The following is a 24,304-nucleotide window of genomic DNA, read 5'->3' on the forward strand; positions in this document are numbered from 1 at the left end:
CCCAGCGGCAAGAGAGGACGGAGACCCCCATGCCCATGGACAGGCTCCACCACCCGGAGCTCCAGACGCTCGTTCAGACCACGAGCTTCCACGCACACCACCAGCCCACGACCCCCGCGGTTCTCTTCGAGGGCCGCACGGTGACGTACGAGCAACTGCACCGCGAGAGCAACCGCGTCGCCCACGCCATCCAGGCCGCCGGACTCACGCCGGGTGACCGAGTCGCGTACCTCGGCAAGGAGTCCGAGCACTACTACGAGATCCTCTTCGGCTGTGCAAAGAGCGGGACCGTGCTCGTACCCGTCAACTGGCGACTCACCGCGCCCGAGGTCAGCCACATCCTGGGGGACTCCGGGACCCGACTGCTCGTCCTGGAGGAGGAGTTCGGGCCGATCGTCGAGAAGATGCCTACCGCGCCCCCCGAAACGGTCGTCGAGCTCGGAGAGCCCTTCGCCGTCTGGAAGGCATCCCACCCCGACACCGACCCGACGCTGCACGTCACCCCCGACACCCCCGTCGCCCAGCTCTACACCAGCGGCACCACCGGACTCCCGAAGGGCGTCGTGCTCGCCCACCGCAGCTTCTTCGCGATCCGCGACGCGCTGGCGAGCGAGGGGCTGGACTGGATCGACTGGCGCGCCGGTGACATCGCGCTGATCGGTATCCCCGGATTCCACATCGGCGGCCTGTGGTGGGCCACGCAGAACTTCAACGCCGGAACCACGATCGTCGCGATGCGAACCTTCGCCGCCCGCCGGGCCGTCGACCTCATCCGCGACCTCGGCATCACCACCGCCTGCGTCGTCCCGGCCATGCTCCGCATGATGCTGACCGAACCCGGCGTCGGCGCCCAGGACTTCACCACCCTGCGCAAGACCGTCTACGGCGGCTCCCCCATCTCCGAGGCACTGCTGGAGGAGAGCCTCGCCGTTCTCGACTGCGAGTTCGCCCAGATCTACGGCCTCACCGAGACCGGCAACACCGCCGTCTGCCTGCCACCGGCCGCCCATGTCCCCGGCGGTTCCCTGATGCAGGCGGCCGGGCGGCCGTATCCGGGGGTGGGCAGCAAGGTGATCGACGGCGAGGGGCGCGAACTTCCGCCGGGCTCCGTCGGGGAGGTCTGCCTGGCTACGCCGGCCCACATGGTCGAGTACTGGGGACTGCCCGACAAGACCGCCGAGACCCTCGTCGACGGCTGGATCCACACCGGGGACGCCGGATACATCGACGAGGACGGCTACCTCTTCATCCGCGACCGCATCAAGGACGCCATCCTCGTCGCAGGCGAGAACGTCTACCCCGCCGAGATCGAGAACGTACTGGAGCATCACCCCGGCGTGGCGGAGGCCGTCGTCGTCGGCGCCCCCGACGAACGCTGGGGCGAGTACGTGCACGCCTTCGTCGTCCCCGCGCCCGGGCAGCCGCCCAGCCCCCGGGACCTGCACACCTTCCTCGTCCCGCGGCTCGCGAGCTTCAAGCTGCCCGCCCGCTACGAGTTCATCGACACCGTCCCGCGCAACCCCAGCGGAAAGATCCTGCGCCGCGAGCTGCGCGACCGCTTCTGGGGCGACTCCGCGCGCAAGGTCAACTGACCTTCCACCAGGCCCGATCGAGAGAGAACGACATGCCTGCTCCCCTCACGCTGGAGGGCTTCCGCGCGAACCTGGCGGAGTTTCTGTACCAGCGGCCCGACGAAGTCGACCTCGAAGAGAACCCCATAGACGCCGGACTGGACTCCCTGCGGATCGTCACCCTCCTCGAACGGTGGCGGGAGACCGGCGCGGAGGTGACCTTCGTCGAACTCGCCGAGTGCACCTCGTTCGCCCAGTGGTGGCAGCTGCTCTCCGCACGGCAGAGGGGAGCGGACCATGCCGACGCATGACAGCGACCTGAATGACACAGCGCGGCGTCATCCGTTGCTGGCCGCCCAGGAAGGCATCTGGACCGGCCAGCAGCTCGACCCGGACAGTCCCGCGTACAACACGGCCGAGTATGTGCTCATCGACGGACCGGTGGACATGGCCGCCTTCGACGCGGCCCTGCACCACGTGGTCGCGGAGACGCAGGCCCTGAACGTCGCCTTCGTCGTCGACGGCCAGGGCCGCCCCTGGCAGACGGACGCCCCGGCCGGCGACTGGCGCCTGCACACGGCAGACCTCACCGCCGAGCCCGATCCACACGCGGCGGCCCTGGCCTGGATGGACGAGGACATGGCCCGCCCCGTCGACCTCGCGCGCGGCCCCGTCTTCGGCCACGCCCTGCTGCGCACCGCACCGGAGCAGTACCTCTGGTACCACCGCGTGCACCACATCGCCCTCGACGGCTTCGGCCTTTCGCTGGTCGCCCGTCGGGTCGCCCAGGTCTACACGGCCCTGACGGCGGGCGAGCCGGTGGAAGACAGCGGTTTCGGCACCTTGGCCTCGGTGCGGGACGAGGAATGCGCCTACCGGGAGTCGCCGCGCTTCGCCAAGGCCCGTGCCTACTGGGCGGACCGGTTCGCGGACCGGCCGCCCGTGGCGACACCCGCAGGGCGTACGGCCCTGCCCGCGCGCACGTTCCACCGGCGCGTGGCGGACCTCGACGCGACGCAGACGAAGGCCCTGCGCGCCGTCGCCCGAGACCTCGAACTCACCTGGTCCGAGGTGCTGTTGGCCGTGACCGTGGCTCAGCTGCACCGCGTGACCGGCGCACCTGAGATCGTCCTCAGCCTGCCGGCGATGGGACGCCTGGGCTCCGTATCGCTGCGCGTTCCCTGCATGGTGCGCAACATCCTGCCCCTGCGCGTCGCGATCACCGCGTCGGACAGCCTGCGCGACCTCGCCACCCGGATCTCCCGCGAGCTCCGCGCCGGACTGCCGCACCAGCGCTACCGCTACGAACGACTGCGGCGCGACCTCAAGCTCGTCGGCGGGCAGCGTCGGCTGTCCGGTCCCGGCGTCAACATCATGCCCTTCGAGTACGACCTGCGGTTCGCCGGCCACCGCAGCACGGTGCACAACGTCTCCGCGGGCCCCGTCGACGACCTGGCGGTCAACGTCTACGACCGTTCCGAGGGCGGGGGACTGCGCATCGCCGTGGACGCCAATCCCGACCTCTACGACGAGGCGGACGTCGCCGCACTCCAGGAGGGACTGCTGTCTCTGCTAAGGGAGGCTGTCGCGGCCCCCGACCGGGCGCTCGGCGATCCGCGTGCGCGCGAGCCCGTCCCGGTCCTGGACGGTGGACCGCTGCCCGGCCCCGTGCGCCCCGTTCTCGATCTGATCGCCGGCCACGCCGCCCGGCGCGGCGGATCCGTCGCCGTCGAGCACGACGGCAACAGCATCACGTATGCCCAACTCTTCGGGTCGGCACGTGCACTCGCCCGCCGACTGGCCGGCCGCCGGGTCGGCCACGGCGACCTGGTGGCCGTCGCCCTGCCGCGCGGCATCGACGCGATCACCGCCGTCCTTGGCGTCCTGCTCTCCGGTGCCGCCTACTGCCCGCTCGACCCGACGGCGCCCGAGGCCCGCAGGGCGGAACTGCTGGACGACGCCCGACCGGTCCTGGTCCTCACCACCAGCGCCTACGCCGACGACTTCGGGGACCGGGTCGTTCTGCGATACGACCAGCCGGAGCCGGAGCCGGAGCCGGAGCCGGAGCCGGAGCCGGAGCCCGAGCCCGAGTCCGCAGCGGCCCATCCGGCGCCACCGACGCCGGAGGACCTCGCCTACGTCCTCCACACCTCGGGCTCCACGGGGCGCCCCAAGGGCGTCGAGATCGGCCACCGCGCCCTCGCGCACTTCGTCGCCGGCGCCACGCACCGCTACGGCCTTCACCACCGGGACCGCCTCCTGCAGTTCGCCCCCCTGCACTTCGACACCAGCGTCGAGGAAATCTTCCTCACGCTGTGCACGGGCGCCACGCTCGTCGTCCGCAGCGACGACACGACCGAATCGGTCCCCGGGTTCCTGGACGCCTGCGCACGGCTGCGGATCAGCTTCCTCGACCTGCCCACGGCCTACTGGCACGAACTGGCCTACGCCCTCTCGACCGGCGCCGTCACGCTGCCCGCCGACGTGCGCACCGTCGTCATCGGCGGTGAGGCGGCCCTCGCCGAACGGGTCGACCGCTGGCGCAAGGCCGTCGGTACGTCGGTCCGGCTGCTGAACACCTACGGGCCGACCGAGGCCACCGTGGTCGCCACCGTCGCCGACCTCCACGACCCCTCGCTCGCCCCGGGCGACGTCCCGATCGGGCTGCCCCTGCCCGGCACCCGAGCCGCGGTCGTCGACGGGGAACTCCACCTCCTGGGCGACAACCTGGCCCTCGGCTACCGCGGACACCGGCCACCGGACACCTCCCGCTTCGCCCCTCTCGACCGGCTCCCCGGAGCGCCCCGCGCCTACCGCACCGGCGATCTGGTGCGGATCGGCGACGACGGACAGCTGCGCTACCTGGGCCGGTCGGACAACGAGTTCAAGATCAGCGGACACCGTGTGCACCCGGCCGAGGTCGAGGGCGCCCTCCTCGGTCACCCGGGAGTCCGTGGCGCGGCTGTCGTCGGGCAGGTGCTGGGCGACGGAACGCGGCGCCTGGTCGCGTACGTCGTCCCGGACGGGCCCGCCCCGGCCGTGGCCCTGCTCAGGGACCACCTCCGGAGGACGCTGCCCGCGGCGATGATCCCGTCGGCCGTCGAGTTCCGTGACCGCCTGCCCCGGACGAGCTCAGGGAAGATCGACAGGAACGCGCTCGCCACGACGGGACCCGCCCCCGATGCGCAGGCGGCCTCCTGCGACAGCACACTGGAGCGCACCATCGCCGCCGTCTGGCAACAGGCGCTCGGCGTGGCCGCCGTCTCGGCGCGGGACGACGTGTTCGACCTGGGGGCCCACTCGCTCCAGGCCATCCAGGTCGCCAACCGCCTCGGCGTCGAACTGCACCGTGACGTGAAGGTCGCCTGGCTCTTCCAGCACCCGACCTCCGCCGAATTGGCGATTTTCCTGGAGCGGCTGGAGCAACAGGAGCAGGAGCGGCAGGAACATGAGGAACAGCCTCGCCCGGCCGCTTCCGGCCTTCCGGCGGCCCTGTTCGCCGACACCGTCCTCGATCCGGACGTCCGCCCCGGCGACGGTCCCCGGGCGACCGGCACACCGGACAGAATCCTGCTCACCGGCGCCACCGGCTTCGTGGGCGTACACCTGCTGGCCGAGCTTCTGACGAGCACCGGCGCGGCGGTCGTCTGCCCGGTCCGTGCCGCGAGCCCCGCCGAGGCCGCCGCCCGCATCCACCAGGCCCTGGAAACCCACCTGATCCGCCTCCCGGACGCGGCGCACCGACGCGTCACGGCGGTGCCCGCGGACCTCGCCCGCCCCCGCCTCGGACTGGACGAGGCGCTCTTCGACGAGCTCGCCCGCACCTGTGGCGCGATCTTCCACAACGCGGCGACGGTCAGCATCATGCGCGAGTACGCCACCCTCCGCGCGGCCAACACCGAGTCCACCCGTGGCCTACTGCGCATGGCGGCCGTGCGCTCGACCCCCCTGCACTTCGTGTCGACCCTCTCCGTCGCCCCGCCCCTCGGCCTCGCCCCGGAGGTACCGGAGGCGTTCCTCCCGCCCCACCCCGGACTGCGCTACGGCTACCAGCAGTCGAAGTGGGCGGCCGAGTGCCTGCTGGAACAGGCCGCGGAGAGGGGCCTGCCGGTCACCGTGCACCGGCTCGGCCGAATCGTCGGCCCGTACGCCACCGGTTACGTGAACGAGCGGGACTTCCTTTGGAGCGTGCTGCGCGCGGGGGTTCCCGCGGGCATCGTCCCCGACCTGTTCGAGGAGGAGACCTGGACACCCGTCGACCATGTCGCCCGGGCCCTCGTCCACCTCTGCCTCGGACAGCGCCCGCCGGGCGTGACCGTCTTCAACCACGCCGCCGCCGGCCTGGTGAGGCTGGATGACGTCTACGACTGGCTGGAGGAGTACGGCTACCCGCTACGGCGTATGCCGCTGGCCCGGTGGCGTGCCGAACTGCCGCGCTCCTTCGATGACTCCAGTCACTCCACTGACTCCACTGACTCCGGTGACTCCGGTGACTCCGGTGACTGCGGTGACTCCGGCGTGGCGGCGACCACGCTCGCCTTCTTCGACTCCTGGGACGCGGACACCGACGACGCCACCGGGCCCGATCTGCGCCTGGGACGCGTCCGCGCCGACAACGTCGTGAACGGTCTGCGCGGCAGCGGCATCACCTGCCCGCCCGTCGACCGCGACCTCGTCTTCCGCTACCTCGACCACTGCGTCACCACCGGAACCCTGCCCGCCCCGACCGGAAAACGGATTCATCCCGCCACTCCCGCAGGGTAGTTGGGCATGCCCGGGAACTCAGGGGCTCCACCCCCCGACTACTGCAACAGAACCCATCGCCTCACGAGCACCCCGCAACAAGGAGCCAGCATGTCGAAGAAACGGCCGGTCGCCGTCGCCCTGGCCGGCGCCCTCTGTCTGGTCACGACGGCATGCGCCGACTCGTCGACCGACAAGGGCGACGACACCGGCGGCAAGGCGTCCGCCGCCGCCGCGAAGTCCGGGTACCCGGCGACCCTCCAGAACTGCGGGGTGTCCGAGAAGTTCACCAAGGAGCCCAGCCGGGTGGTCCTGATGAACGGCGCCTCGGTGGCCGAGGTCTCCACGCTCCTCTCACTCGGCGTCGGCGACCGCATCGTCGCCAACCAGCAGAGCTACGGGATGTCCGAGGTGGCGGGCCGCGCCAAGGCCATCAAGGCCCTGCCGACCGGCAAGGTCAAGCTCAATGACGCCTACGACATCCCGCGCGAGGCGATGATCGGGCTACGGCCGGACCTGGTGCTGTCCACGACTTCGTACGGCTTCGACGAGAAGAACGGCTTCGCCACCCGCGACCAGCTCAAGCAGGTGGGCGCGGACACCTACGTCTCCCCGCAGGGCTGCGATCAGGACACCTCCAAGATGACCATCGCCGACAGCTACACGCTGCTGCGCGACATGGGCAAGATCTTCGACGTCAGTGACCGCGCCGAGAAGCTGATCGCCGCGTCGGAGAAGAACATCGCCGACGTCTCCGCGAAGGTGAAGGGCGAGAAGCAGCCCAAGGTCATGATCCTGTTCTCCAACATGGCCATGGGCGGCAACGACTTCAGCTCGGTCGTCGCCAAGGGCATCTACAACGACATCCTCGCCAAGGCCGGCGGCAGCAACGCCTTCGCGTCGGCGTCCAAGACCTCCTTCGCCGACCTGAGCAAGGAGAAGGTGGCCGCCACCGACGTCGACGCGCTCGTCGTCATCGGCTACAACGACCCGAACCCGGCGGCCTACGCCAGGAAACTGCTGAAGGAGTTCCCCCAGTGGCCGGCCGCGAAGAACAACAAGTACGTGGCCCTGTCCGACTCGATGTACCTCGGCCCCAGCAACGACCTGGCCGTCGAGAAGGTCGCCAGGATGCTGCACCCCGACAAGTTCTGAACCCGAGTCCGATCCCGAGCCGCCTGCGGCTGCCGCTGGCGGTCGCCGGCCTGCTGGTCGTCCTCGTCGCCGTGATGGTGGTGGCGGTGAGCATCGGCGCGGTGAACATCCCGGTGGCGGATGTGTGGGGAGTCCTCCTGCGCCACGTCACCGGCCGGGCAGCCACCGCAGACCCGGCGCTGGACCAGATCGTGTGGACCTTCCGGGCACCCCGCGTCGCCCTGGCCGCCCTGGTCGGCGCGGGCCTGGCCGTCGCCGGGGCGGTGCTCCAGACCCTGGTCTCCAACCCGCTCGCCGACCCGGTCGTCCTGGGCTTCTCCTACGGTGCCTCCCTGGGCGCCGTGCTGGTCATCACCCTGGGCGGTGTGGCACTCGGCGGGCTGGGCGGTCTCGGCGTGTCCGGCGCGGCGTTCGTCGGCGCCCTCGCGGCCGGGGCCCTGGTCTTCGCCCTGGGACAACGCCAGGGCCGGCTGGCCCCGACCCGGCTGGTGCTGGCGGGGGTCGCGGTCGGCTATGTACTGCTGTCGGTGACGAGCTTCGTCCAGCTGCTGGCGACGCCCACCGAGCTGCGGACGGTGATGTTCTGGATGCTCGGCAGCGTCGCCGGCGCCCAGTGGAGCCAACTGCCCACGGTCACGGTGGTGGTCCTGACGAGCACGGTCGTACTGACCCTGTTCGGACGGCGGCTCAACGCCCTGCTGGCCGGCGACGAGTCCGCGACCGCGCTCGGCGTGGACGTCAACCGGCTGCGCGCCGTCCTGCTGGTGATCAGCGCGCTGCTCACCGGCACGGTCATCGCCGTCGCCGGCGGCGTCGGCTTCGTCGGCCTGATGATTCCCCACCTGGTCCGCCTCACCACGGGCGCGGACCACCGCAGACTGCTGCCCCTGACCGCACTCCTGGGCGCCATCTACCTCGTTCTCGTCGACCTGCTCTCCCGCACCGTCAGCCGTCCCAACGAACTGCCGCTGGGCATCCTCACCGCTCTGCTCGGCGCCCCGTTCTTCCTGTGGCTGCTGCGCCGGAACAGGGGCCTGGACACCGTATGAAGGGCTGGACACGGCATGGAGGGCTGGACACGGCATGGAGGGCTGGACACGGCATGGAGGGCTGGACACGGCATGGAGGGCTGGACACCGTATGAAGAGCCTGGACGGCGTATGAAGCTGACCGTGGACCAGCTCCACATCACCCTGGACCGCAAGCAGATCCTCCGCGATGTGCACCTGGAGGCCGCCAAGGGCGACATCGTCGGGCTCGTGGGCCCCAACGGCAGCGGCAAGTCCACCCTGCTCCGCACGGTCTACCGCTCGCTGCGGCCGGCCGACGGCGTGGTCAGGGTGGGCGGCGACGACGTATGGGAGCTGTCCGCGCGCACCGCCGCCCGCCGCACGGCTGCCGTCCTTCAGGACGCCGGCACCACGACCGGCCTCACGGTGACCGAGATCGTCGCCCTGGGACGTACGCCCCACCACGGACTGATGGGCCGGGACGGCGCCGAGGACCGTGAGGCCGTGGCCGAGGCGGTCGAGCGCTGCGGAGTCGGCCCTTTTGCGGACCGCGACTACGCCACCCTCTCCGGCGGCGAACGCCAGCGCGTCCTGCTGGCCCGCGCTCTCGCCCAACGACCCCGGCTCCTGGTCCTGGACGAACTCACCAACCACCTCGACATCCGTGCCCGGTTCGAACTCCTGGATCTGATCCGCAGCACAGGGATCACCACGCTGGCGGTCCTGCACGACCTCGACCTGGCCGCCCGGCTCTGCGACCACCTCGTCGTGCTCCGCGAGGGCGCGGTGGTGGCGGCGGGACCCGTACTGGAGGTCCTGACACCGGACCTCCTCTGCGACGTCTTCGGCGTACGGGGCGCCACGGAACGACACCCCGACGGCGTCGTCCGCATCACGTATGCCGCCCAGCCCCTCGCCCTCGACGTGGAGCCCGCGCCCGCGGAGCGGTGACGCGCCGTCACCCGCCGTGTGGCTCGTACTGGATTCCGTTCCGGGTCAGCTCGCTCTCCTCGGCCCCGCCGAAACGGCCGACGAGGTGCAGCGCCATGTCGATCCCGGCCGATACACCGGCGGAGGTCACGATGTCGCCGTAGTCGACGTACCGCTGCCCGGCGCGTAGGTCGACCGAGCTGTCGATCTTCGCGAGCTTGTCGAGGTAGTCGCGATGGGTGTCAGCAGATCGAGCGGCGGCGCCGTGATCAGGTCGTGATCCGCGACGAGGCCGAGCCCCTTGGAACACCGCACCACACCCGCCCGGGGCCCGAGGGTCAGGACCCGCACCGGAGACGACGCGATGTGGGCGGCCCAGAACCCCAGTACCTCCCAAGGACCGGCGACGTCGAGTTCCTCGGCGCCCTCGAAGAGGAGGACGCCGACGGTGAGGGTGTCGTCGTTCACGGGAGTTGTGCCGTCGTCAGGCCGACGGCACGGTGAGCCGGTCCAGGGCGCCGGCCTTGGCCTGGGCGACGAGGTCGGCGAACTGCTCCTCGCTCATCTGTACCTGCTGTCCGAAGTCGTCGGTGATGCGTACCCGCCTGTCCTCGGCAGCATCCGGGTCCAGGAAGAGCTGGGGACAACCGCAGTTGCAGTCGCCGCAGAAGGTCGCGATCGGTTCCGGGTTCACGTCAGCCATCTGTGCCACCTCGTCGCTTCCGCCGCGCCGGACGGTCCGGCACGTCAACGATGCCCGGCACACCGCCGACGACAAACGGCCTCAACGCATGATAAAAACCACGCCAGTTGGCGGGAACTCACCGCGACTGCCGAACGACTCACGCCGGGACGCTGATCGCGCCGATCACGATGGTGCCGACCCGTCGGGCGAGCTGGATCACCGCGTGCCCGATCGCCCCGGTCCCGCCCGCGGCGACGGCGAGCGCGCGGTGCGCGGTGAGCGCGGGGACGCCGAGTGAGGCGCCGACGTCGAAACCGGCCTCGTCGGCAGAGGCCATGAACAGCCGGACCCGTCGGCCGACCCGGCTCTGGTCGATCCCCTCACCGACCGCGTCGATCGTGCCGGCGCCGTCGAGGTGCGGGGTGGCCTTGGAGAAGTGCTTGGGGTCGGCGGCGCCGGAGCGGACCTGCCCGTCCGTCGGGTTGACCCCGGACACGGTAACCCCGGACGCGAACTTCGCCGGGGCCGGGCGCGGGCAGGTTCCGGTCCACGAATCGAAGAACGTCGGGGCCGCCGTTGGTTCCGGTCAGCCGATGGGGGCCTCGTTGGATCGGGACTCGATGGCATCGAGTGTGGCGAGAGTCGCGGCGTCGAAGGTGATCTTGCCGGCCGCCATTCACAGCCCGCGCGCGTCTGGCCGGCCGGGACTTCACCATGAGTTATCGGTGAGGCTACCGCTGCCTGGACGGTGTCGAGGCCGTACTCACCACGCACCGGAAGCCTCTCCTCGCGTAGCGCTGACGCCGCAACCGAGGCTGCTCGTGGAGGCCGCCATAGGTACGGTCCGGCTGTTCCTCGCCGGCCTGGGAACAGTTGTGAAGGACGACTTGCGCCAGGTAGAGCGAGGCCGTCTCAACTCCACTGCACCGCCCCGTGGTTCGCCAGGCCGCCGATGAAAGTGCACGTCGCTGACCTGCGGCGACAACCTCCTCTCGTGTTGCGGGAGGCGGGTGACATTTGCGTGCTGGGCAGCGACTGTGCGCATGCGGAGGATCTCGTCGTGATCCGCACCTCGTCCTCGACGGACACCCAGGTAGTGCGCCCTACTTCGGTGCCTGGAAGCCGCCGATCTTCTGCTCGAGCAGTTCGGCCAGCCGCAGCGGGGTGCGGTCCTCGAACATCGGACCGACGAGCTGCACTCCCACCGGCAGACCCTCGGGGGACCGGCCCGCTGGTACGGCGGTGGCGGGAAGACCGGGCATGGTGGGCAGGCCGGCCCAGACGAGCTGGTCGAGGTACGGGTACTCGACGCCGTCGATGTCGAGTCGGCGTTCCCTCGGATCGGGGTTGTGGTCGTGCGGGAACGCGGGAGTGGGCGTGATGGGACACACCACGACGTCGAACTCGGTGAAGAGCTGCCGCCAGCCGTGGCGGTGGAGCTCGCGACAGTTGTTCGCCTCGATCCAGTCGCGGTGGCTGAACACCATGCCGCGCAGTCGCGCCGCGTCGAGACTCTGGTCGTCTGCCCCCAGTCCGGCGGCGAGGGTCCGCAGTTGCTCGTACGCCTCGACGGGAAAACGTGCGGCGAAGCCTGAAAAGAGCAACTGCGTGTAGAGCACCGCGGCTTCGGTCAGATCGGGCAGCAGCGGACTGTGCCGCTCGACGCGGGCACCGCCGTCGACAAGCGCGTCGGCCACCCGGTTCACGCCCGCCCGCACAGCGGACCCGGTCGGAATGAGCGGATGCTCGTCGAGGACCAGGACCCGGAAGTCGCAGAGCCGCTCGTGGCGCGCGGGCGGCAGCGTCAAGTCGTGCGCCACACCGAGCGTCAGCGGGTCCGGTCCGGCCATGACATCGAGCAGGAGCGTGAGGTCGCGGGCAGTGCGCGCCATCGGACCGACGACAGCGAGGTCGACGTCGGCCGGCAAAGCCGGCGCGGACGGCGGGACCATACCGCGGCTCGCCGCCAGCCCGAGCGTCGGCTTGTGTGCGTAGACACCGCAGAAATGTGCGGGGGTGCGCAACGAACCGCCAATGTCGGAGCCGATGGACAGCGCGCCGAATCCGGACGCCAGGGCCGCCGCTGATCCGCCGGAGGATCCACCCGGCGTGCGACCGTGATCCCACGGGTTATTGGTGGTGCCGTAGATCTCGTTGAAGCTCTGCACATCTTGCAGCCCCAAAGGCACATTGGTCTTACCGAGTATCACCGCGCCTGCGGCCTTGAGCCGCGACACCTGCACCGCGTCCTCGGCCGGCATGTAGTCGCGGTGTAGCGGCATGCCCCAGGTCGTGGGCAGCCCGGCGATGTTGTAGGACTCTTTGACCGTCACCGGAATGCCGAGCAGCGGCCGGTCCTCACCGCGGGCGCGCGCCTGGTCGGCACCGCGTGCGGCGGCCCGTGCACGGTCGAAGTCCGGCACACAGATCGCGTTGATCGCCTTGTCGTCCCGCTCGATACGGGTGATCGCCTCGTCGGTCAGTTCCGCCGAGGACACTTCACCGGCGCGCAAGGCAGCCGCGAGGTTTTCGGCCGTCTCAATATTCCACTCCATGAACGCGACCGTATCGGCGACGGGAGGAGGTCATGAAATGCCGCTTCGCACAACGGGGTTGATGTCTCAATGCTCAGGAAGTTTCTCTCCGGCCACAGACGATTCGCCCGCCTCACGTCGTGGCTGTCTCCCAGCGATCCTTCCGATCGCGGCAAGAAGGGGTCGAAGATCCACACCGTCGCTACGAAGCAAAGCGGAACACTTCCTGGCCTTCGCCGGCATCGCCGCCGCTCTGATCTGCTGTCGGAGGGACTCGGTAACCGGGTGCTCAGGTAATTCGATGGCGCGCATCGAATCCACCGGAGATCAGCCTGCTCGCAGCCCGGGAGGGCCGCTTCCCGGCGGCCTGGCAGCGAGATCGGATGACGTGGATCAAGCCGTCGTTCCTGTGGCTGGGATCTGAAGGATGGCCAGGGTGAACGGACCCCAGTCCCCGCTGCCGAGTCTGGAGCCGGTGGGGCACGGGCATGATGCGTACCATGCCGAACGAATCTTCAGGCCCGCGCCGTCCGCCCTTGCTGTGGGAGCAACACTGCTGCCTGCCGTTGGAGAGAGGCGCGGATGTCGGCGAACTGGCCCGCTACCGCAGACCGGGAGGCAGCTTCGTCTCGGTGAACGTGGGCTATGTTCCCCACAGCGCTGATGACGTCACCGGCCTGATCGCGAGTTGGCGACAGCGGATCGCCGCGGATGAACGTTTGCGGCTCGCTGCGAGCGTCGACGACGTTGAAGCCGCCAGCCGTGCGGGGGATGTGGCGGTGGCCTTCGACCTGGAGGATTCCGGCCCGCTCGATGGGCAGTTGGACCGGGTGCGCCACTTCTACGATCTCGGTGTCCGCATGATGCTGCCGAGTTACAACAACCGCAACGCGGCGGGCGGTGGTTGCCTGGACGAGGTCGACGAGGGGCTCACCGCCTACGGTCGGGCGCTGATAAGGGAGATGAATGCCGTCGGCATGGTGGTAGACGGATCTCACTGCGGTGCCCGAACCGGGCTGGACATGTGCGAGGTCTCCGAACAGCCGGTGATCTACAGTCACTCATGCATGCGCTCGGTGTGGGACCATCCCCGCAACATCAGCGACGAACAGGCCAAGGAATGCGCCGCCACGGGCGGGGTCATCGGCATCACCGGTGTCGGTATCTTCCTCGGCCCCAACGACGCCACCATCGACGCACTTGTGCGGCACATCGATTACGCCGTCGATCTCGTAGGCCCGGAACACGTCGGAGTGTCGACCGACTACCCGTTCGACCACGAGGACTTCAACGCGATGCTCGAACAGAGCCCGGAGTTGTTCCCCGACTGCTACACTCGCTGGGGGCCGATCAACTTCATGCCCCCGGAAAGTCTGCTGACTGTCGAAGACGCGCTGCTCGCCCGGGGATACCCCCACGACGCCGTCACCGCGATCCTGGGCGGCAACTTCCGCCGCGTCGCCGCGCTGGTGTGGCAGTAGTCTGGGCGTGCTCCTCGTCCTCTTCGGCGCCCGGCAATGGCACCGGCAACCGAAGGATCCCTCACAAGCCCAGCTGCCGAAGTGGATGGCCGCGATCGACCGCCTCACGCCGGTCAAGGTCTTCGGACTCGGACTGGCCCTGACCGCGCTCAACGCCAAGAACGCCCCGCTGACCATCGCCGCGGCCGCCTCCATCGGCTCAGCCGGACTGCTGGTCGGGCAGGAGATCGCCTCGCTGGCGATCTTCGTCCTGATTGCCAGCCTCGGCCTGCTGGCCCCACTGGGGGTCTCCATGCTCGGGGGAGAGCGAGCGAAGACCACACTCGGCAATTGGAAAGACTGGGCAGCTCAGCACAACGTCGCCGTGATGGCGGTCCTGCTCTTCGTGATCGGGCTGAAACCGCTCGGTGACGGCATCGGCATCCTCACCTCCTGACGGGTCTCCTCACGCGTTGTGCGCTGCGACGGTGGTCACGAACGCGTGGACGCCGCTGTGCTCCTCAACTGACCGTGAATGACCGTTCGATCTGGCACGCATCTGGCACGCGCAGCAGATCTACCCGAGGCAGGGGTCGCTGTGGAGACGCCCTCAGAGCCGGCAGGTGTGTGCGACCGGGGAGCAGAGGTGCGTCAGTAGCCGGTGCCGCGCTTGACCTGAGCCCGCTCGATCTCATGGGTCGCACCCTTGTCGTCCAACGTGCGACACGCGTCGGCAATGTCCTGGCTCAGGCGATCGATCTGCTCGCGGCTCAGGGTCTCCTTGACCAGGGCACGCATGATCTTCACCCGCTCCGCGTTGGGCGGGAGCGTGTACGCAGGCACCATCCAGCCGCGTTCGGCCGAGAGTTGCCAGGCGACGTCGGACTCGTCGTAGGCGTGCTTGCCGACGAGACGGAAGGCAACCAGCGGCAGCTGTTCGAGGTCGCTCCCGATCACTTTGAAGCGGCCGCTGCTACGCAGGTTGTCCGCCAACGCGTGGGCGTTCTCCTGCAACATCTTCATGACGTAGGTGTAGCCCTGGCGACCGAGCCGGACGAAGTTGTAGTACTGCGCGAGCACCATCGACGCGCCGGTAGAGAAGTTCAGCGTGAACGTCGCGTCGGTCTTGCCCAAGTAGTTCTCGTGGAACACGAGGTCCTTGGGCAGGTCGGACTCCTCGCGGAAGACCAGCCAACCGATGCCGGGGTAGACCAGGCCGTACTTGTGTCCCGAGACGTTGATCGAACGGACCTGCTCAAGCCGGAAGTCCCATTTCGAGTCCGGGTAGAGGAAGGGCCACACGAATGCGCCACTGGCTCCGTCAACGTGGATCGGGATGTCGAGGTCCCGCTCCTTGCGGACGTCCCGCAGGAGCTTGTCGATCCCGACGACGTCGTCCTTGTGGCCGGTGAACGTGGTGCCGAGGACGGCGACGACGCCGATCGTGTTCCCGTCGAGGAGAGGCTCCACGTCCTCCGGGCCGATCGTGTACTTGCCCTCGGCAAGCGGCACGATCCGCGGCTCGACGTCGAAGTAGCGGCAGAACTTCTCCCACACGACGTGGACGTCCCCGCCGAAGATCAAGTTGGGTCGGTCGACCGACAGATTGGCCGCCTGGCGGCGCTCCCGCCACTTCCACTTCAGCGACAGCGCCCCGAGCATGATCGCCTCGGACGAGCCCTGGGTCCGACATCCGGTTGTCCTGCCCGGCGCATTGAAGAGGTCGGCGAGCATGCGCACGCAACGCTGCTCGATCTCGGCGGAAATCGGGTACTCCGCATGGTCGATGAAATTGCGGTGGAGATTCTCGGCGATGGTCCGTTGCGCCTCCGGCTCCATCCAAGTGGTGACAAACGTCGCGAGGTTACGCTGCGGGTCACCCTCCATGGCGAGGTCCACATCCAGCAGCCTCATTGCGTCCGTCGCAGCCATGCCTTCCTCGGGGAAGCTCTCCGAGGGAGCGGGCATGGTCAAGAATCGGTTGCCGAACAGGGCCGCATCGTCACCCTTAGTCATATGACGATTCAAACAGCGCCGGTGCCTGTCTCGGCAAGGGACACGCCGAGACACATAGCGAGGCTCCGAACGGAGGTGACCTGCGGGCCAGCGATGGAGCTGCGGCCGCCGGACCACATGCGGCAGCCGATCTAGAGAAGGCCGCTGGCCAGTGGTAAGACTGGGTGACTTGGTTGTAGAGCCATGTCTTGTTGGTGCTGAGGAGGCGGGCATGTTCGATGAGGCCAGCGAGAACGAGCTCCTGCTCGCCGCACTGATGCAACTCGGTGCGAAGGGCGGCTCGATAGGAGCCGCCGCTGGAGGGGCGGCCACCGGAACGCACGGTTTGGGTAGAGCAGGGGCACGGGGCGGTGCTCGTGGAGCCGCGCGAGGCTTCAAATGGACAAAGAAGGACGTCAGTACCACTCGTGTCGAGTTGTCCGGAACGGTGACGGCAGTCACCCAACTGGTCCACACGACTCTGGCCGACATGGGGAATCTGCTGGGCGCGGAGGCCCGAGACAACGGGGACATCGCCGTACGAGCGATAGTCGGTGTAGGGATTGGGGGCCTGAACCCCACCATTGTGACCGCTGTTGTGGCCGCAGGTCCCGAAGGTGTAGCGGTCGTGGAGCTCCGTGCCGCAGGGCGTGAAGGGCTCATCAAACAGCACCCCGCCGAAAAGGCTCTGGCCAAAATCACCGCTCAGCTCAAAGCTGCCTCGCAGTAACGACGGCCGCAAGGACCCAGCCCAACGGGCGCCCCGACGTGTGCCCGGCTCTCTACGCCGCGTAACGCGGCTGGGTCGGCCCACAGTTGGTCGTTTGCCACCCGGGGGCGGTAACACCCCAGACCTTCATACGTGCTTTGCGCCATGCCTGCCTGTCCAGCTACGTGCCGGCCTGCACCCCGACCGCGGCACCTGGCAAGGTCAACTCAAGCGCGCACCGGCCCGCGTCCAGTGGGGCCCCGAGCGCGACCTGCACCTGCGCCCCCTGACGCACCGCTCACTCCAACGCGGGCCGCCCTGAGGCCGTGACAGGCAAGTTCACCGAACGGCCGGCTGCCGCCTACGGGTCACATGGCAGCACAGGCTCGCCGGAACGGGCGTTTCGTGCCAGATCGGCGTGGCCAAGGCGGATGGCTGCCCCCCGCTGGATGTCGCGGCGACGTTGAACGCGCTGCTGACCGGCTCCCGCTCACGGCAATCCGGCCGCGGACGCCTGGTACGCCGAACCGGAGGATGCCGGAGTGATGGTCTTCACGAAGGACGGATACCTCTCGCTCCTGGAGATCTACCCGACCTCCAGCGAGCCGATCAGCACATGGAGGGAGCCCCGCTTCGTCGAGCGCTGCGCACGGCTGCGAACCCCGTCGGTGCGGCTCCCACCAAAGGATGCTCACGTAGGGGCCGGCCCGGCATCCTCGCAAGTGGCCAGCTGGTGCCACTCATGGCCGCACCCGCCGAAGCCGTAGCGCTCGCGCCGGAGGGTGTCCGCGATGGCGAACAGTGCGACCAGCAGACGAAACGCCCTGGCACGGTCGTAGGACGGCAGATCGGCCATGTTCAGCCGCCATCGCGGCAGCATCACGGTCGGCGTGTAGGTCGGGCGCAACCCAGAGCGCGCAATGGCCTCCTCGGCATGGAAATATCGCAGCCGAGCGCAGCCACCAGCAATATCTTGACCGCAACATATACGGGTACTGCGGGATCGGCCGGATGGGCGTCAAGCTGGGTGACCCGTTCGAGACGAACTGGGGAGCGTCTTGCCCGACGGGAATCGCGTCCGCAGAGGACTGAATCTCACGCCCCCGACCCAGTGGTCAGCAGTGCCTCGACATCAGCAGGATTCCGGCCCCGTACTGCAGGTCTGCTGGGACGCGTGGCACGCGCAAAGGCGCCCGTCTCCTCAAGGCGGGCGCCGTTGCGTGCGCTTGCTGTTGTGGGCGTGGGCCTAACCGGCCATGGACGAGGCGTACGGGGACAAGGCCGGAGCGAGTTGCACTCCGAGGGCCAGGCCGAGGGCGACGAGAGCGTCGGGGAGGCCGCGTCCGACGCGGGCCGCCGCCACCGTGCCAGGGGCAGCCAGCGGGCGGCAGCTGCCGGCGATGATGTCGAACAGGTGCTGCACCCGGCCAGGTCCGCGTGGCAGCAGTTGGCCGTGGAAATCCTCGTGGTGGGCGAGAACGAGGGCGGCAAGACCGGCGACGTGGGCCGACGCCGTGCCGGTGCCGTCGAGAGCCGTGTATCCGCCGAGCGGCGAGCACGACAGAACCGCCACGCCGGGGGCAGCCGCGTCGACCCCGGGGCCGTAGCAGCTGAACGGCGCGGCGAACAGCCCTTCCGGTGTCAGCTGCGGGCCCGAATGGGTGGCTTGGGATGTGTCCGGTGGATAGGACCCGAAGACCCCCAGGGCGCCCACGGTGAACACGGTGGGCAACGAGCCCGGGAAGGCGACCGGTCCAGCCGTGTCGCCCGCCGGGGCGACGCAGGCGATACCCGCCGCGTTGGCATCGGCAAGTTTGCGTGAGACCAGCGCCGACGAGTACGGGGTCGCCACCGAGATATGGGCGATGTCGACCTCGTGTTCGATGCAGTAGTCCAGAGCGGCGATCACGTCGCTGAAGCAGCCGTCGGGCACGACCTGACAGACATCGATCTCCGCGTCGACCGCGATGCCGATGACGCCCGTGCCGGTGTCCGCCCCGGCGATGATGCCCGCTGCGTGGGTACCGGTGCCCACCGTGTCGTGGGCCCAGCCCTCTTCCGTGCCGCGTACGAGATCGACCCCGGAGCGCACCCGTTGTTTGAGATCGGGGTGCTCGGCGGCGACACCCGAACCGATGACCGCGATCTTGACCCCGAAGGCACGGAATGTGGGAGGCAGCCGGTCCAACCGCATGGCCTGCTGACCCCAGCCGTACTGCTGTCTCTCTTCCAGCCCTGGGTAGACCTTGGCCAGCGGGGTGAGGGTGACCAGGTTCTCCCGGGTCACCGACAGATCCGGGCGATGGATCCAGCGGTCCGCATAACCGCCCGCGGGCCGGACGTACAGGGACTGAATGGACTGCGGGGTGTCCGTGGCCATCATGACGGTGGTCGTCCCGTCGGCCCCGGTGAGGCCCTGGCCCGGCCATGACGCCCCGATCAGGAACACTCCGGCGCCGGCCAGCGGTTCGCCCTCCGGGCCGCAGATGCGCAGCGAGATCGCCACCGGTTCTTCCAGTGGTGCGACCAGCCCCGGATCGCGGAGCGGCAGGACCCCCGTGGTCGGCCGGGCGGCGGGGCCGGTTCCGGAGAGCGGCAGGTCCGGCTCGATGTGCACGTGCAGCGACCGCATCGCCGGTACTTGAGCCTCGGCTGCCTCGACGACAGCGATTTCCGGGCAGGAGGGGGGCAGTTCGCCCGATTGGGCCTTCTCCGACGGCCGGAGTCTGCGGACCACTTTGACCTCGGGCATCCGGTCCAGTCGGTCACACATTGCGTCCATGCCGAGTTCGGGCACTCCCGGTGGGAGCAGATGCTGCGGCAGCGGTGTCACCATGTACCGCTCCCGGCGCGGCTGCACCGGAAGGGGTGACTGCGCGCCCTTCTTGCTTGGCCCCGCTTGCCTAGCCTCGGGTCCGGGCCCGCCCACCCCCGCACCCTCGGCCCCGCTCTCGCTGCCGTTTCCGGGCCTTTCCTTGACCATCACGTCCACCTTCACCACGCCTACGTCGTCGTTGTGCTCCTGATCCGGCGGCGGGGCGGCTCGCGCTTCCACGATCTCGCGCTTCCACGGTGATGCGGTGTGCCCGGAGACTGCTCCGGGCACACCGCATCAGGCCGCCCAAGGGTCAGCCGATACCGTACGGCTGGCCCATCTGGCCGAAGCCGAAGCCGGGCTGCTGGTACTGCTGGAACGGCTGACCGAACGACTGCTGGCCGAACCCACCACCCCACTGCTGCTGGCCCTGGTGGCCCTGCTGGCCCTGCTGGCTCTGCTGGAGCAGCGCCACGATCGCGGTCGGCAGCGCCTGCTGCACGGACTGTTCCACAGCGTGCTGAATGCCCGTGTGCAGCGAGCGGTGCAGCGCGAGAGCCAGGTAGGGGTGCGCCTGCTGGGCCAATCCCTGCTGCTGGAGCTGCTGCTGGACCTGCTGGATCTGCTGGAACGTCTGCTGCAGTTGCTGCGCGACCTGCTGGCTGGTCTGCTGGCACGCCTGCTGGATCGCTTGCTGGACCACCTGGGCGATCTGCTGCGAGCCGCCCATCTGCTGGCCGAACTGCTGTAGGGGTTGAGTACCGGTCATCACCGACATGAATGCTCCATTCGCTGTCACCACGGAAAAGCGGACATAATGATTTTATGCCGCCTTGTCGGTATACCCGACGACCTGAAATTAAGGGGAGTGCGGCCCCACCGCAATCCGACGACCGCCTCCGGGGGAGGCATCCCGATCGACCGCCGACCCGGATCGCGCGCCGCCGACCGAGACGTACTGGGGGCGTCGTGCCCGACCGGCATCGCCCCAGCGCCGGAGGCAACGGACAAGTTGACGATGACGCAAGCCCCCTTGCCTGATGACGCAAGCCCCCTCGCCCGAAGAGGGCGGCCGTGGCACTGGCAACTCACACGGCGCTACGCCGTCTGGTCGGCGCACTACCGATCGCCACATCGATCAGCAAAGCGGCCGCATCTGCGGCAGTGATCGTCCTCTCGGCCGCCGTCCTGCTCTTCCCCGGTCCGCGGTCACGGCGCGAGGTGCCTCGTGAAGGCGAGTCGAAAATCAGTGGCCGCCCACACAGGCCGACCCCACCCCGTACGCCACGGAAGAACCCCGACGAGGGATTCGCGCGGTGCACACGGCATCCACCCGTTTTCCCGCTGCGTGGAAGCGGGACCGCATAACGTGGATCACCAAGCCGCGTTCACAGCCTCTTTCCCGTGCCTGAAAGGAGGACATCCGCGCCTTGCGGGCCTGGCCGGCGACCGCGCGGCCACCCGATGACCACCGCCGGCCTCATGCGATCGACTGATAAGGTCGGCAGATGACCAGTCGCAGCCGCGACCGCGTCGCAGACGTCCGCAGCGTCGTGGTGACGCACATGCTCGACTATCAGATCGACTCCGTTGTGCCGCTTGGCGAGGGCCTGGACAACCTGGCGTACGAGGTCAACGGTGAGCTGATCGTGCGCTTCAGCAAGGAGCCCGACCTGGCACGGCGGACCGCCCTGGTGGGCCACGAGGCCCGCGTGCTTGCTGCCGTCGCCGATATCTCGCCGCTGCCCGTCCCCGAACCGACGTTCACAGTCGCGGAGCAGGGATGTCTGGCCTACTACAAGCTTCCCGGCGCGCCACTGTTGGATATGTCGCGGCACCAGCGATCGGCCCACGGCACGTCGATCGCCGCCACGCTCGGCGAGCTGCTCACTGCGCTGCATGCTGTTCCCATCGATCGGCTGGTCGATCTGGTGGACGCGGACCACCAGCCGCTGGCCGAGTGGCGACATGAGGCCACGGAGAACTATGTGACGGTAGCCGGGCAGGTACCGGCGGCGCACCGCCGACCCGTCGAGGCGTTCTTGGATGCCGCACCACCGCACGATGGATGCACCCCAACGTTCTCCCACAACGATCTGGGGATCGAACACGTTCTCATCGACCCGGTCGCATGGACGGTGACCGGCATCATCGACTGGAGCGATGCAGCCGTCGTCGATCCGGCCTACGACTTCGGGCTGCTCTACCGCGATCTCGGCCCTGCCGCTGCCCGCGCCGCCATCAGCAGCTATCGAACCGACGCCAACGACCTCGCGGCTCTCAGCGAGCGCGCCGTGTTCTATGCCAGGTGCAGTGTCTTCGAGGACCTGGCACACGGCATCGAGACGGAACAAAGCAAGTACGTCGACAAGAGCCTTGCCGCGATGGAATGGCTGTTTCCGCCCTAGCCACCGCATCTCGACCGAGCGGCCAAGGACATCAACCACCGTGCGGGTACCAGCGCCCATCATGCTGCAGACAAATGGCACCAAGCGGCGTTCACAACCCAGCGAAATAGAGGCACGCAGAGTCGTGCATGATCAGGTTGTTGGGGTTGGAGTAGCAGTGGGAGGCAGGGGTGAGCGTCACGGGTGTGTGGGTCGTCGGCGCGATGCCTGACGAGCAGGTGTGGGACCTGCTGCGCGCTGCGGTTCAGGACTCGTCGCCGGCGCCGGTGTCGGTGCACTGGGACGTGCCCGGCGGGCTGGATTGGTGGCGGGGCAAGGCGCACGAGTCCATGTTCAGTGAGTCGACAACCACTCCCGGCAGTTGGAGCGCTTACGAGGACGCCTCCCGGCTGAGCGCGTTCCTCGACGCCTGCCGTGACGACTCCGAGCACGTGGAGGCCCTGCGTGACGCCGTTATGGACCAGTTTCCGTCCGATGGCGAGGAGGGCTTGTTCGTGGCCGTGGCCCGCAAGGCCAGCCCGTTCTCGGCCTTGGCCTACGCGCTCGGTCCCGACGCGGTGCTGCGGCTGCCGGGCTGGTTCGGGGACTTCCTGCTCGACGCCGAGCAAGTCCGCACTCAGCTTCCGGCGGCCGAGGAAGCCCTTGCCCTGACCGGAGCCCAGCGGCGGGACGCCGTCGAGCGGATCCACGCGTGGATGACCGGCTTGGGCGACGATCCTGACCACCACGCCGACGAGCTCCTTGACGGCCCGCTGCGCGTTCTCCGCCACGCCGCCCGCACAGGCCAGGGCGCGGCCGGCCACGTCCGCTGGTACTGACGGGGTGGAACATGTCATCGGTCGTCTGCGTCAGTTGCGCTGCCGAGTGGTGATGCCGTCCTCATCATGACAGCTCGGAGACCGTTTTCGTAGGACGGATTGCACAGCTCAGCAGCCTTGTCCGGCCCCTGTCCCTGCTCGCAGAATCGCCGTCATGGATCACGCCGACAAGGTCGATCAGGATGCGGTGTTGCGGGCACGAACGATGTTGCTCGGGTCGGGCCGACTGAGCCTCGGCCAACAGGTCGAGGCGTACCGGGTGCTTTCGGTGGTGAGTCCCTTGACCTACCTGCCGAAGCTGACAGAGGCACTGCTCTCGTACGGATACGCGCCAGAGGTCCGGGACCACCCAGAGGTCCAGCTGGCTCGCCATGCCGAGGCGGCTGTCACGGCACGGCGCGTCGACGCAGGCGACCCGAAGAGGACCGAGTTGCTTGTCCGTGCCCTGTCCGCTTACCGGTACGAGCTGTATGCCGTCGGCCGACGGGCAGAAGGCTTCGCCATATGCGAGGAGATGGCCGAGGCGGGGCGCTGGGGCTTCGCCCACGGGCAAGTGTCCAGCCCCATGTACGGGCACGGGCCGCTGACCGCCGTACTGGCCGAGGACGGGCGTCACCGGGAGGCCGCGGAACTGTGCGGGAAGTTGGTCCAAGCCGCTCGCTCGGAAGGCTCGGCGAAGGTCTCTTTCTGGGCCATGGTCGAATGGGCGGCGGAACTGGATGCCGCTGGACGTCACTACGCGGCCCTGGAGGCCTTCGCGGACATCGTGGACGCCAGCCGCGCCGAAGTCGATGGCGAGGGAAGCACACCGCTGGCCATCCTGATATGGCAACTGGTCCACCAGGCCGGGATGCTGGACGCCGCCGGGCACCGCGTCGAGGCTCGCGGGGCCCGAGAGGAGGCCCTTGCCTTCCTGTCCGAGCTGGACGAGACCGGGGAACGCAAGAGCTGGAGCAACATCCTGTCGTGGTGGACCACTCTGTACGCCCTGTCGGGCCGGTCGGTGGAGCCCGTGCCGCTGTCGAAGGCGCCCGCGCCTCCGTTCGGCCTCCCGTTCCACGACTGGTCACCCGACATCAAGCAGGCGTACTTCAACGGCCTGCCCGCCCTCGAAGAACAGGTCGCCAGCCTGAGAGAGGCGGCCAAGACAGACCCGTGCGGACATCTTCCCGAACTGGTAGCCCTGCACCGAAGGCTTACCATTCGCTCGGCCCTCTACCGGGAGCAGCGCAGCCACCGCATCCTGAAGCCACTCCGCCCGCTCTTCAACGCAGGCGTGGCACTCGCACGCCGCTTGGCCGACGTGGCAGGCGTGGAGCAGAGCCGGGAGGCGTTGGGACGGGCCTTGACCGACCGTTCCATGTTCCTTGTCGCCGCCCAACAATACGGCGAAGCCTATGACGACTACCGCGAGGTCCTCGACTTGCTGGGCTGACGAGTCACGCGAGCAGTGTGTGGCAAAGGCGCGTTC

21 protein-coding genes and 2 pseudogenes are annotated in these 24,304 nt (G+C 68.9%); 14 read left to right on the plus strand and 9 right to left on the minus strand.

The genetic code is table 11. From position 1 onward, the window contains the following. Positions 1-29: 29 nt before the first annotated feature. The 6 genes from ACFZDJ_RS48820 to ACFZDJ_RS48845 all read left to right on the plus strand — a co-directional run bounded on the left by ACFZDJ_RS48820 (position 30) and on the right by ACFZDJ_RS48845 (position 9,430). The gene (locus tag ACFZDJ_RS48820) at positions 30-1,592 is read left to right on the plus strand and encodes a long-chain-fatty-acid--CoA ligase (protein ID WP_391069312.1); all 1,563 of its coding nucleotides are present in this window, start codon (positions 30-32) and stop codon (positions 1,590-1,592) included. Positions 1,593-1,624: 32 nt separating this feature from the next. Then, positions 1,625-1,882: a phosphopantetheine-binding protein gene (locus ACFZDJ_RS48825; protein ID WP_390939760.1), complete on the plus strand. Its 258-nt coding sequence runs from the start codon at positions 1,625-1,627 to the stop codon at positions 1,880-1,882. Next, positions 1,869-6,335, plus strand: coding sequence for an amino acid adenylation domain-containing protein (locus tag ACFZDJ_RS48830; RefSeq protein ID WP_391069314.1), 4,467 nt, complete (start codon positions 1,869-1,871; stop codon positions 6,333-6,335). The genes ACFZDJ_RS48825 and ACFZDJ_RS48830 overlap by 14 nt, the downstream gene beginning before the upstream one ends. A 90-nt stretch (positions 6,336-6,425) precedes the next feature. Further along, positions 6,426-7,469 (plus strand): ABC transporter substrate-binding protein, encoded by a 1,044-nt coding sequence (locus ACFZDJ_RS48835; protein ID WP_391069316.1) that lies wholly within the window; start codon positions 6,426-6,428, stop codon positions 7,467-7,469. A 74-nt stretch (positions 7,470-7,543) separates the two neighbouring features. Further along, a complete protein-coding gene (locus ACFZDJ_RS48840) occupies positions 7,544-8,518 on the plus strand; it encodes an iron chelate uptake ABC transporter family permease subunit (RefSeq protein WP_390939766.1) in 975 nt (324 codons plus the stop codon). Between the two features lie 111 nt (positions 8,519-8,629). Then, positions 8,630-9,430, plus strand: a complete 801-nt coding sequence (locus ACFZDJ_RS48845) for an ATP-binding cassette domain-containing protein (protein WP_391069318.1) — start codon at positions 8,630-8,632, stop codon at positions 9,428-9,430. A gap of 7 nt (positions 9,431-9,437) precedes the next feature. Here the strand turns inward: ACFZDJ_RS48845 and ACFZDJ_RS48850 are convergent, their stop codons facing one another. The 5 genes from ACFZDJ_RS48850 to ACFZDJ_RS48870 form a co-directional block, all read right to left on the minus strand. Then, positions 9,438-9,560, minus strand: coding sequence for a hypothetical protein (locus ACFZDJ_RS48850; protein ID WP_391069320.1), 123 nt, complete (start codon positions 9,558-9,560; stop codon positions 9,438-9,440). Then, entirely contained in the window at positions 9,557-9,877 is a 321-nt protein-coding gene (locus ACFZDJ_RS48855) for a hypothetical protein (RefSeq protein ID WP_391069322.1), read from the minus strand. Before ACFZDJ_RS48855 ends, ACFZDJ_RS48850 begins: the two co-directional genes overlap by 4 nt. Positions 9,878-9,893: 16 nt before the next feature. Next, complete coding sequence (locus ACFZDJ_RS48860; RefSeq protein WP_168504572.1) at positions 9,894-10,112, minus strand: hypothetical protein; 219 nt, start codon at positions 10,110-10,112, stop codon at positions 9,894-9,896. A 139-nt stretch (positions 10,113-10,251) separates the two neighbouring features. Beyond that, complete coding sequence (locus tag ACFZDJ_RS48865; RefSeq protein WP_391069324.1) at positions 10,252-10,590, minus strand: alcohol dehydrogenase catalytic domain-containing protein; 339 nt, start codon at positions 10,588-10,590, stop codon at positions 10,252-10,254. 607 nt (positions 10,591-11,197) lie between these two features. Further along, positions 11,198-12,649 carry an amidase gene (locus tag ACFZDJ_RS48870; RefSeq protein ID WP_391069326.1) on the minus strand — a complete coding sequence of 484 codons (1,452 nt, stop codon included), beginning with the start codon at positions 12,647-12,649 and terminating at the stop codon, positions 11,198-11,200. Between the two features lie 296 nt (positions 12,650-12,945). Between ACFZDJ_RS48870 and ACFZDJ_RS48875 the strand changes: the two are divergent. The 3 genes and pseudogenes from ACFZDJ_RS48875 to ACFZDJ_RS48885 form a co-directional block, all read left to right on the plus strand. Further along, positions 12,946-13,044 (plus strand): annotated as a pseudogene (locus ACFZDJ_RS48875) (DUF4291 family protein); the annotation flags it as partial. Positions 13,045-13,128: 84 nt separating this feature from the next. After that, positions 13,129-14,109, plus strand: a complete 981-nt coding sequence (locus ACFZDJ_RS48880) for a membrane dipeptidase (RefSeq protein WP_391069328.1) — start codon at positions 13,129-13,131, stop codon at positions 14,107-14,109. Positions 14,110-14,116: 7 nt separating this feature from the next. Further along, entirely contained in the window at positions 14,117-14,545 is a 429-nt protein-coding gene (locus ACFZDJ_RS48885; RefSeq protein ID WP_391069330.1) for a GAP family protein, read from the plus strand. A 194-nt stretch (positions 14,546-14,739) separates the two neighbouring features. On the opposite strand, the gene ACFZDJ_RS48890 is transcribed toward ACFZDJ_RS48885, so the two are convergent. Beyond that, the gene (locus tag ACFZDJ_RS48890) at positions 14,740-16,116 is read right to left on the minus strand and encodes a glutamate decarboxylase (protein ID WP_391069332.1); all 1,377 of its coding nucleotides are present in this window, start codon (positions 16,114-16,116) and stop codon (positions 14,740-14,742) included. 199 nt (positions 16,117-16,315) lie between these two features. On the opposite strand from ACFZDJ_RS48890, the gene ACFZDJ_RS48895 reads away from it, so the two are divergent. After that, positions 16,316-16,813: a hypothetical protein gene (locus tag ACFZDJ_RS48895; protein ID WP_391069334.1), complete on the plus strand. Its 498-nt coding sequence runs from the start codon at positions 16,316-16,318 to the stop codon at positions 16,811-16,813. A gap of 125 nt (positions 16,814-16,938) precedes the next feature. Continuing rightward, a pseudogene (locus ACFZDJ_RS48900) lies at positions 16,939-17,105 on the plus strand (DUF4291 family protein); the annotation flags it as partial. Positions 17,106-17,483: 378 nt separating this feature from the next. Here ACFZDJ_RS48900 and ACFZDJ_RS48905 read toward each other — a convergent pair. The 3 genes from ACFZDJ_RS48905 to ACFZDJ_RS48915 form a co-directional block, all read right to left on the minus strand. Continuing rightward, on the minus strand, positions 17,484-17,780 hold the full coding sequence (locus ACFZDJ_RS48905) for a DUF5958 family protein (RefSeq protein ID WP_391069365.1): 297 nt from the start codon (positions 17,778-17,780) through the stop codon (positions 17,484-17,486). A 258-nt stretch (positions 17,781-18,038) separates the two neighbouring features. Beyond that, complete coding sequence (locus ACFZDJ_RS48910) at positions 18,039-19,628, minus strand: S8 family serine peptidase (RefSeq protein WP_391069336.1); 1,590 nt, start codon at positions 19,626-19,628, stop codon at positions 18,039-18,041. 292 nt (positions 19,629-19,920) lie between these two features. Next, positions 19,921-20,376 carry a hypothetical protein gene (locus ACFZDJ_RS48915; protein ID WP_391069338.1) on the minus strand — a complete coding sequence of 152 codons (456 nt, stop codon included), beginning with the start codon at positions 20,374-20,376 and terminating at the stop codon, positions 19,921-19,923. Between the two features lie 739 nt (positions 20,377-21,115). Here ACFZDJ_RS48915 and ACFZDJ_RS48920 point away from each other — a divergent pair. The 3 genes from ACFZDJ_RS48920 to ACFZDJ_RS48930 all read left to right on the plus strand — a co-directional run bounded on the left by ACFZDJ_RS48920 (position 21,116) and on the right by ACFZDJ_RS48930 (position 24,268). Further along, entirely contained in the window at positions 21,116-22,015 is a 900-nt protein-coding gene (locus tag ACFZDJ_RS48920; RefSeq protein ID WP_391069340.1) for a phosphotransferase, read from the plus strand. A 170-nt stretch (positions 22,016-22,185) separates the two neighbouring features. Next, the gene (locus ACFZDJ_RS48925; RefSeq protein WP_391069342.1) at positions 22,186-22,833 is read left to right on the plus strand and encodes a hypothetical protein; all 648 of its coding nucleotides are present in this window, start codon (positions 22,186-22,188) and stop codon (positions 22,831-22,833) included. A gap of 154 nt (positions 22,834-22,987) precedes the next feature. Continuing rightward, the gene (locus ACFZDJ_RS48930) at positions 22,988-24,268 is read left to right on the plus strand and encodes a hypothetical protein (protein WP_391069344.1); all 1,281 of its coding nucleotides are present in this window, start codon (positions 22,988-22,990) and stop codon (positions 24,266-24,268) included. Positions 24,269-24,304 lie beyond the last annotated feature (36 nt).

Origin of the sequence: Streptomyces sp. NPDC007896 (assembly GCF_042959425.1) — a bacterium.
GTDB lineage: Bacteria > Actinomycetota > Actinomycetes > Streptomycetales > Streptomycetaceae > Streptomyces.

Coding starts and splice junctions, on each gene's coding strand:
- ACFZDJ_RS48870 (WP_391069326.1), bottom strand. CDS start 12,649: ATGGAGTGGAATATTGAGACGGCCGAAAACCTCGCGGCTGCCTTGCGC.
- ACFZDJ_RS48910 (WP_391069336.1), bottom strand. CDS start 19,628: ATGGTGACACCGCTGCCGCAGCATCTGCTCCCACCGGGAGTGCCCGAA.
- ACFZDJ_RS48825 (WP_390939760.1), top strand. CDS start 1,625: ATGCCTGCTCCCCTCACGCTGGAGGGCTTCCGCGCGAACCTGGCGGAG.
- ACFZDJ_RS48845 (WP_391069318.1), top strand. CDS start 8,630: ATGAAGCTGACCGTGGACCAGCTCCACATCACCCTGGACCGCAAGCAG.
- ACFZDJ_RS48895 (WP_391069334.1), top strand. CDS start 16,316: ATGTTCGATGAGGCCAGCGAGAACGAGCTCCTGCTCGCCGCACTGATG.
- ACFZDJ_RS48835 (WP_391069316.1), top strand. CDS start 6,426: ATGTCGAAGAAACGGCCGGTCGCCGTCGCCCTGGCCGGCGCCCTCTGT.
- ACFZDJ_RS48840 (WP_390939766.1), top strand. CDS start 7,544: ATGGTGGTGGCGGTGAGCATCGGCGCGGTGAACATCCCGGTGGCGGAT.
- ACFZDJ_RS48860 (WP_168504572.1), bottom strand. CDS start 10,112: ATGGCTGACGTGAACCCGGAACCGATCGCGACCTTCTGCGGCGACTGC.
- ACFZDJ_RS48920 (WP_391069340.1), top strand. CDS start 21,116: ATGACCAGTCGCAGCCGCGACCGCGTCGCAGACGTCCGCAGCGTCGTG.
- ACFZDJ_RS48820 (WP_391069312.1), top strand. CDS start 30: ATGCCCATGGACAGGCTCCACCACCCGGAGCTCCAGACGCTCGTTCAG.
- ACFZDJ_RS48915 (WP_391069338.1), bottom strand. CDS start 20,376: ATGACCGGTACTCAACCCCTACAGCAGTTCGGCCAGCAGATGGGCGGC.
- ACFZDJ_RS48880 (WP_391069328.1), top strand. CDS start 13,129: ATGCCGAACGAATCTTCAGGCCCGCGCCGTCCGCCCTTGCTGTGGGAG.
- ACFZDJ_RS48830 (WP_391069314.1), top strand. CDS start 1,869: ATGCCGACGCATGACAGCGACCTGAATGACACAGCGCGGCGTCATCCG.
- ACFZDJ_RS48930 (WP_391069344.1), top strand. CDS start 22,988: ATGGATCACGCCGACAAGGTCGATCAGGATGCGGTGTTGCGGGCACGA.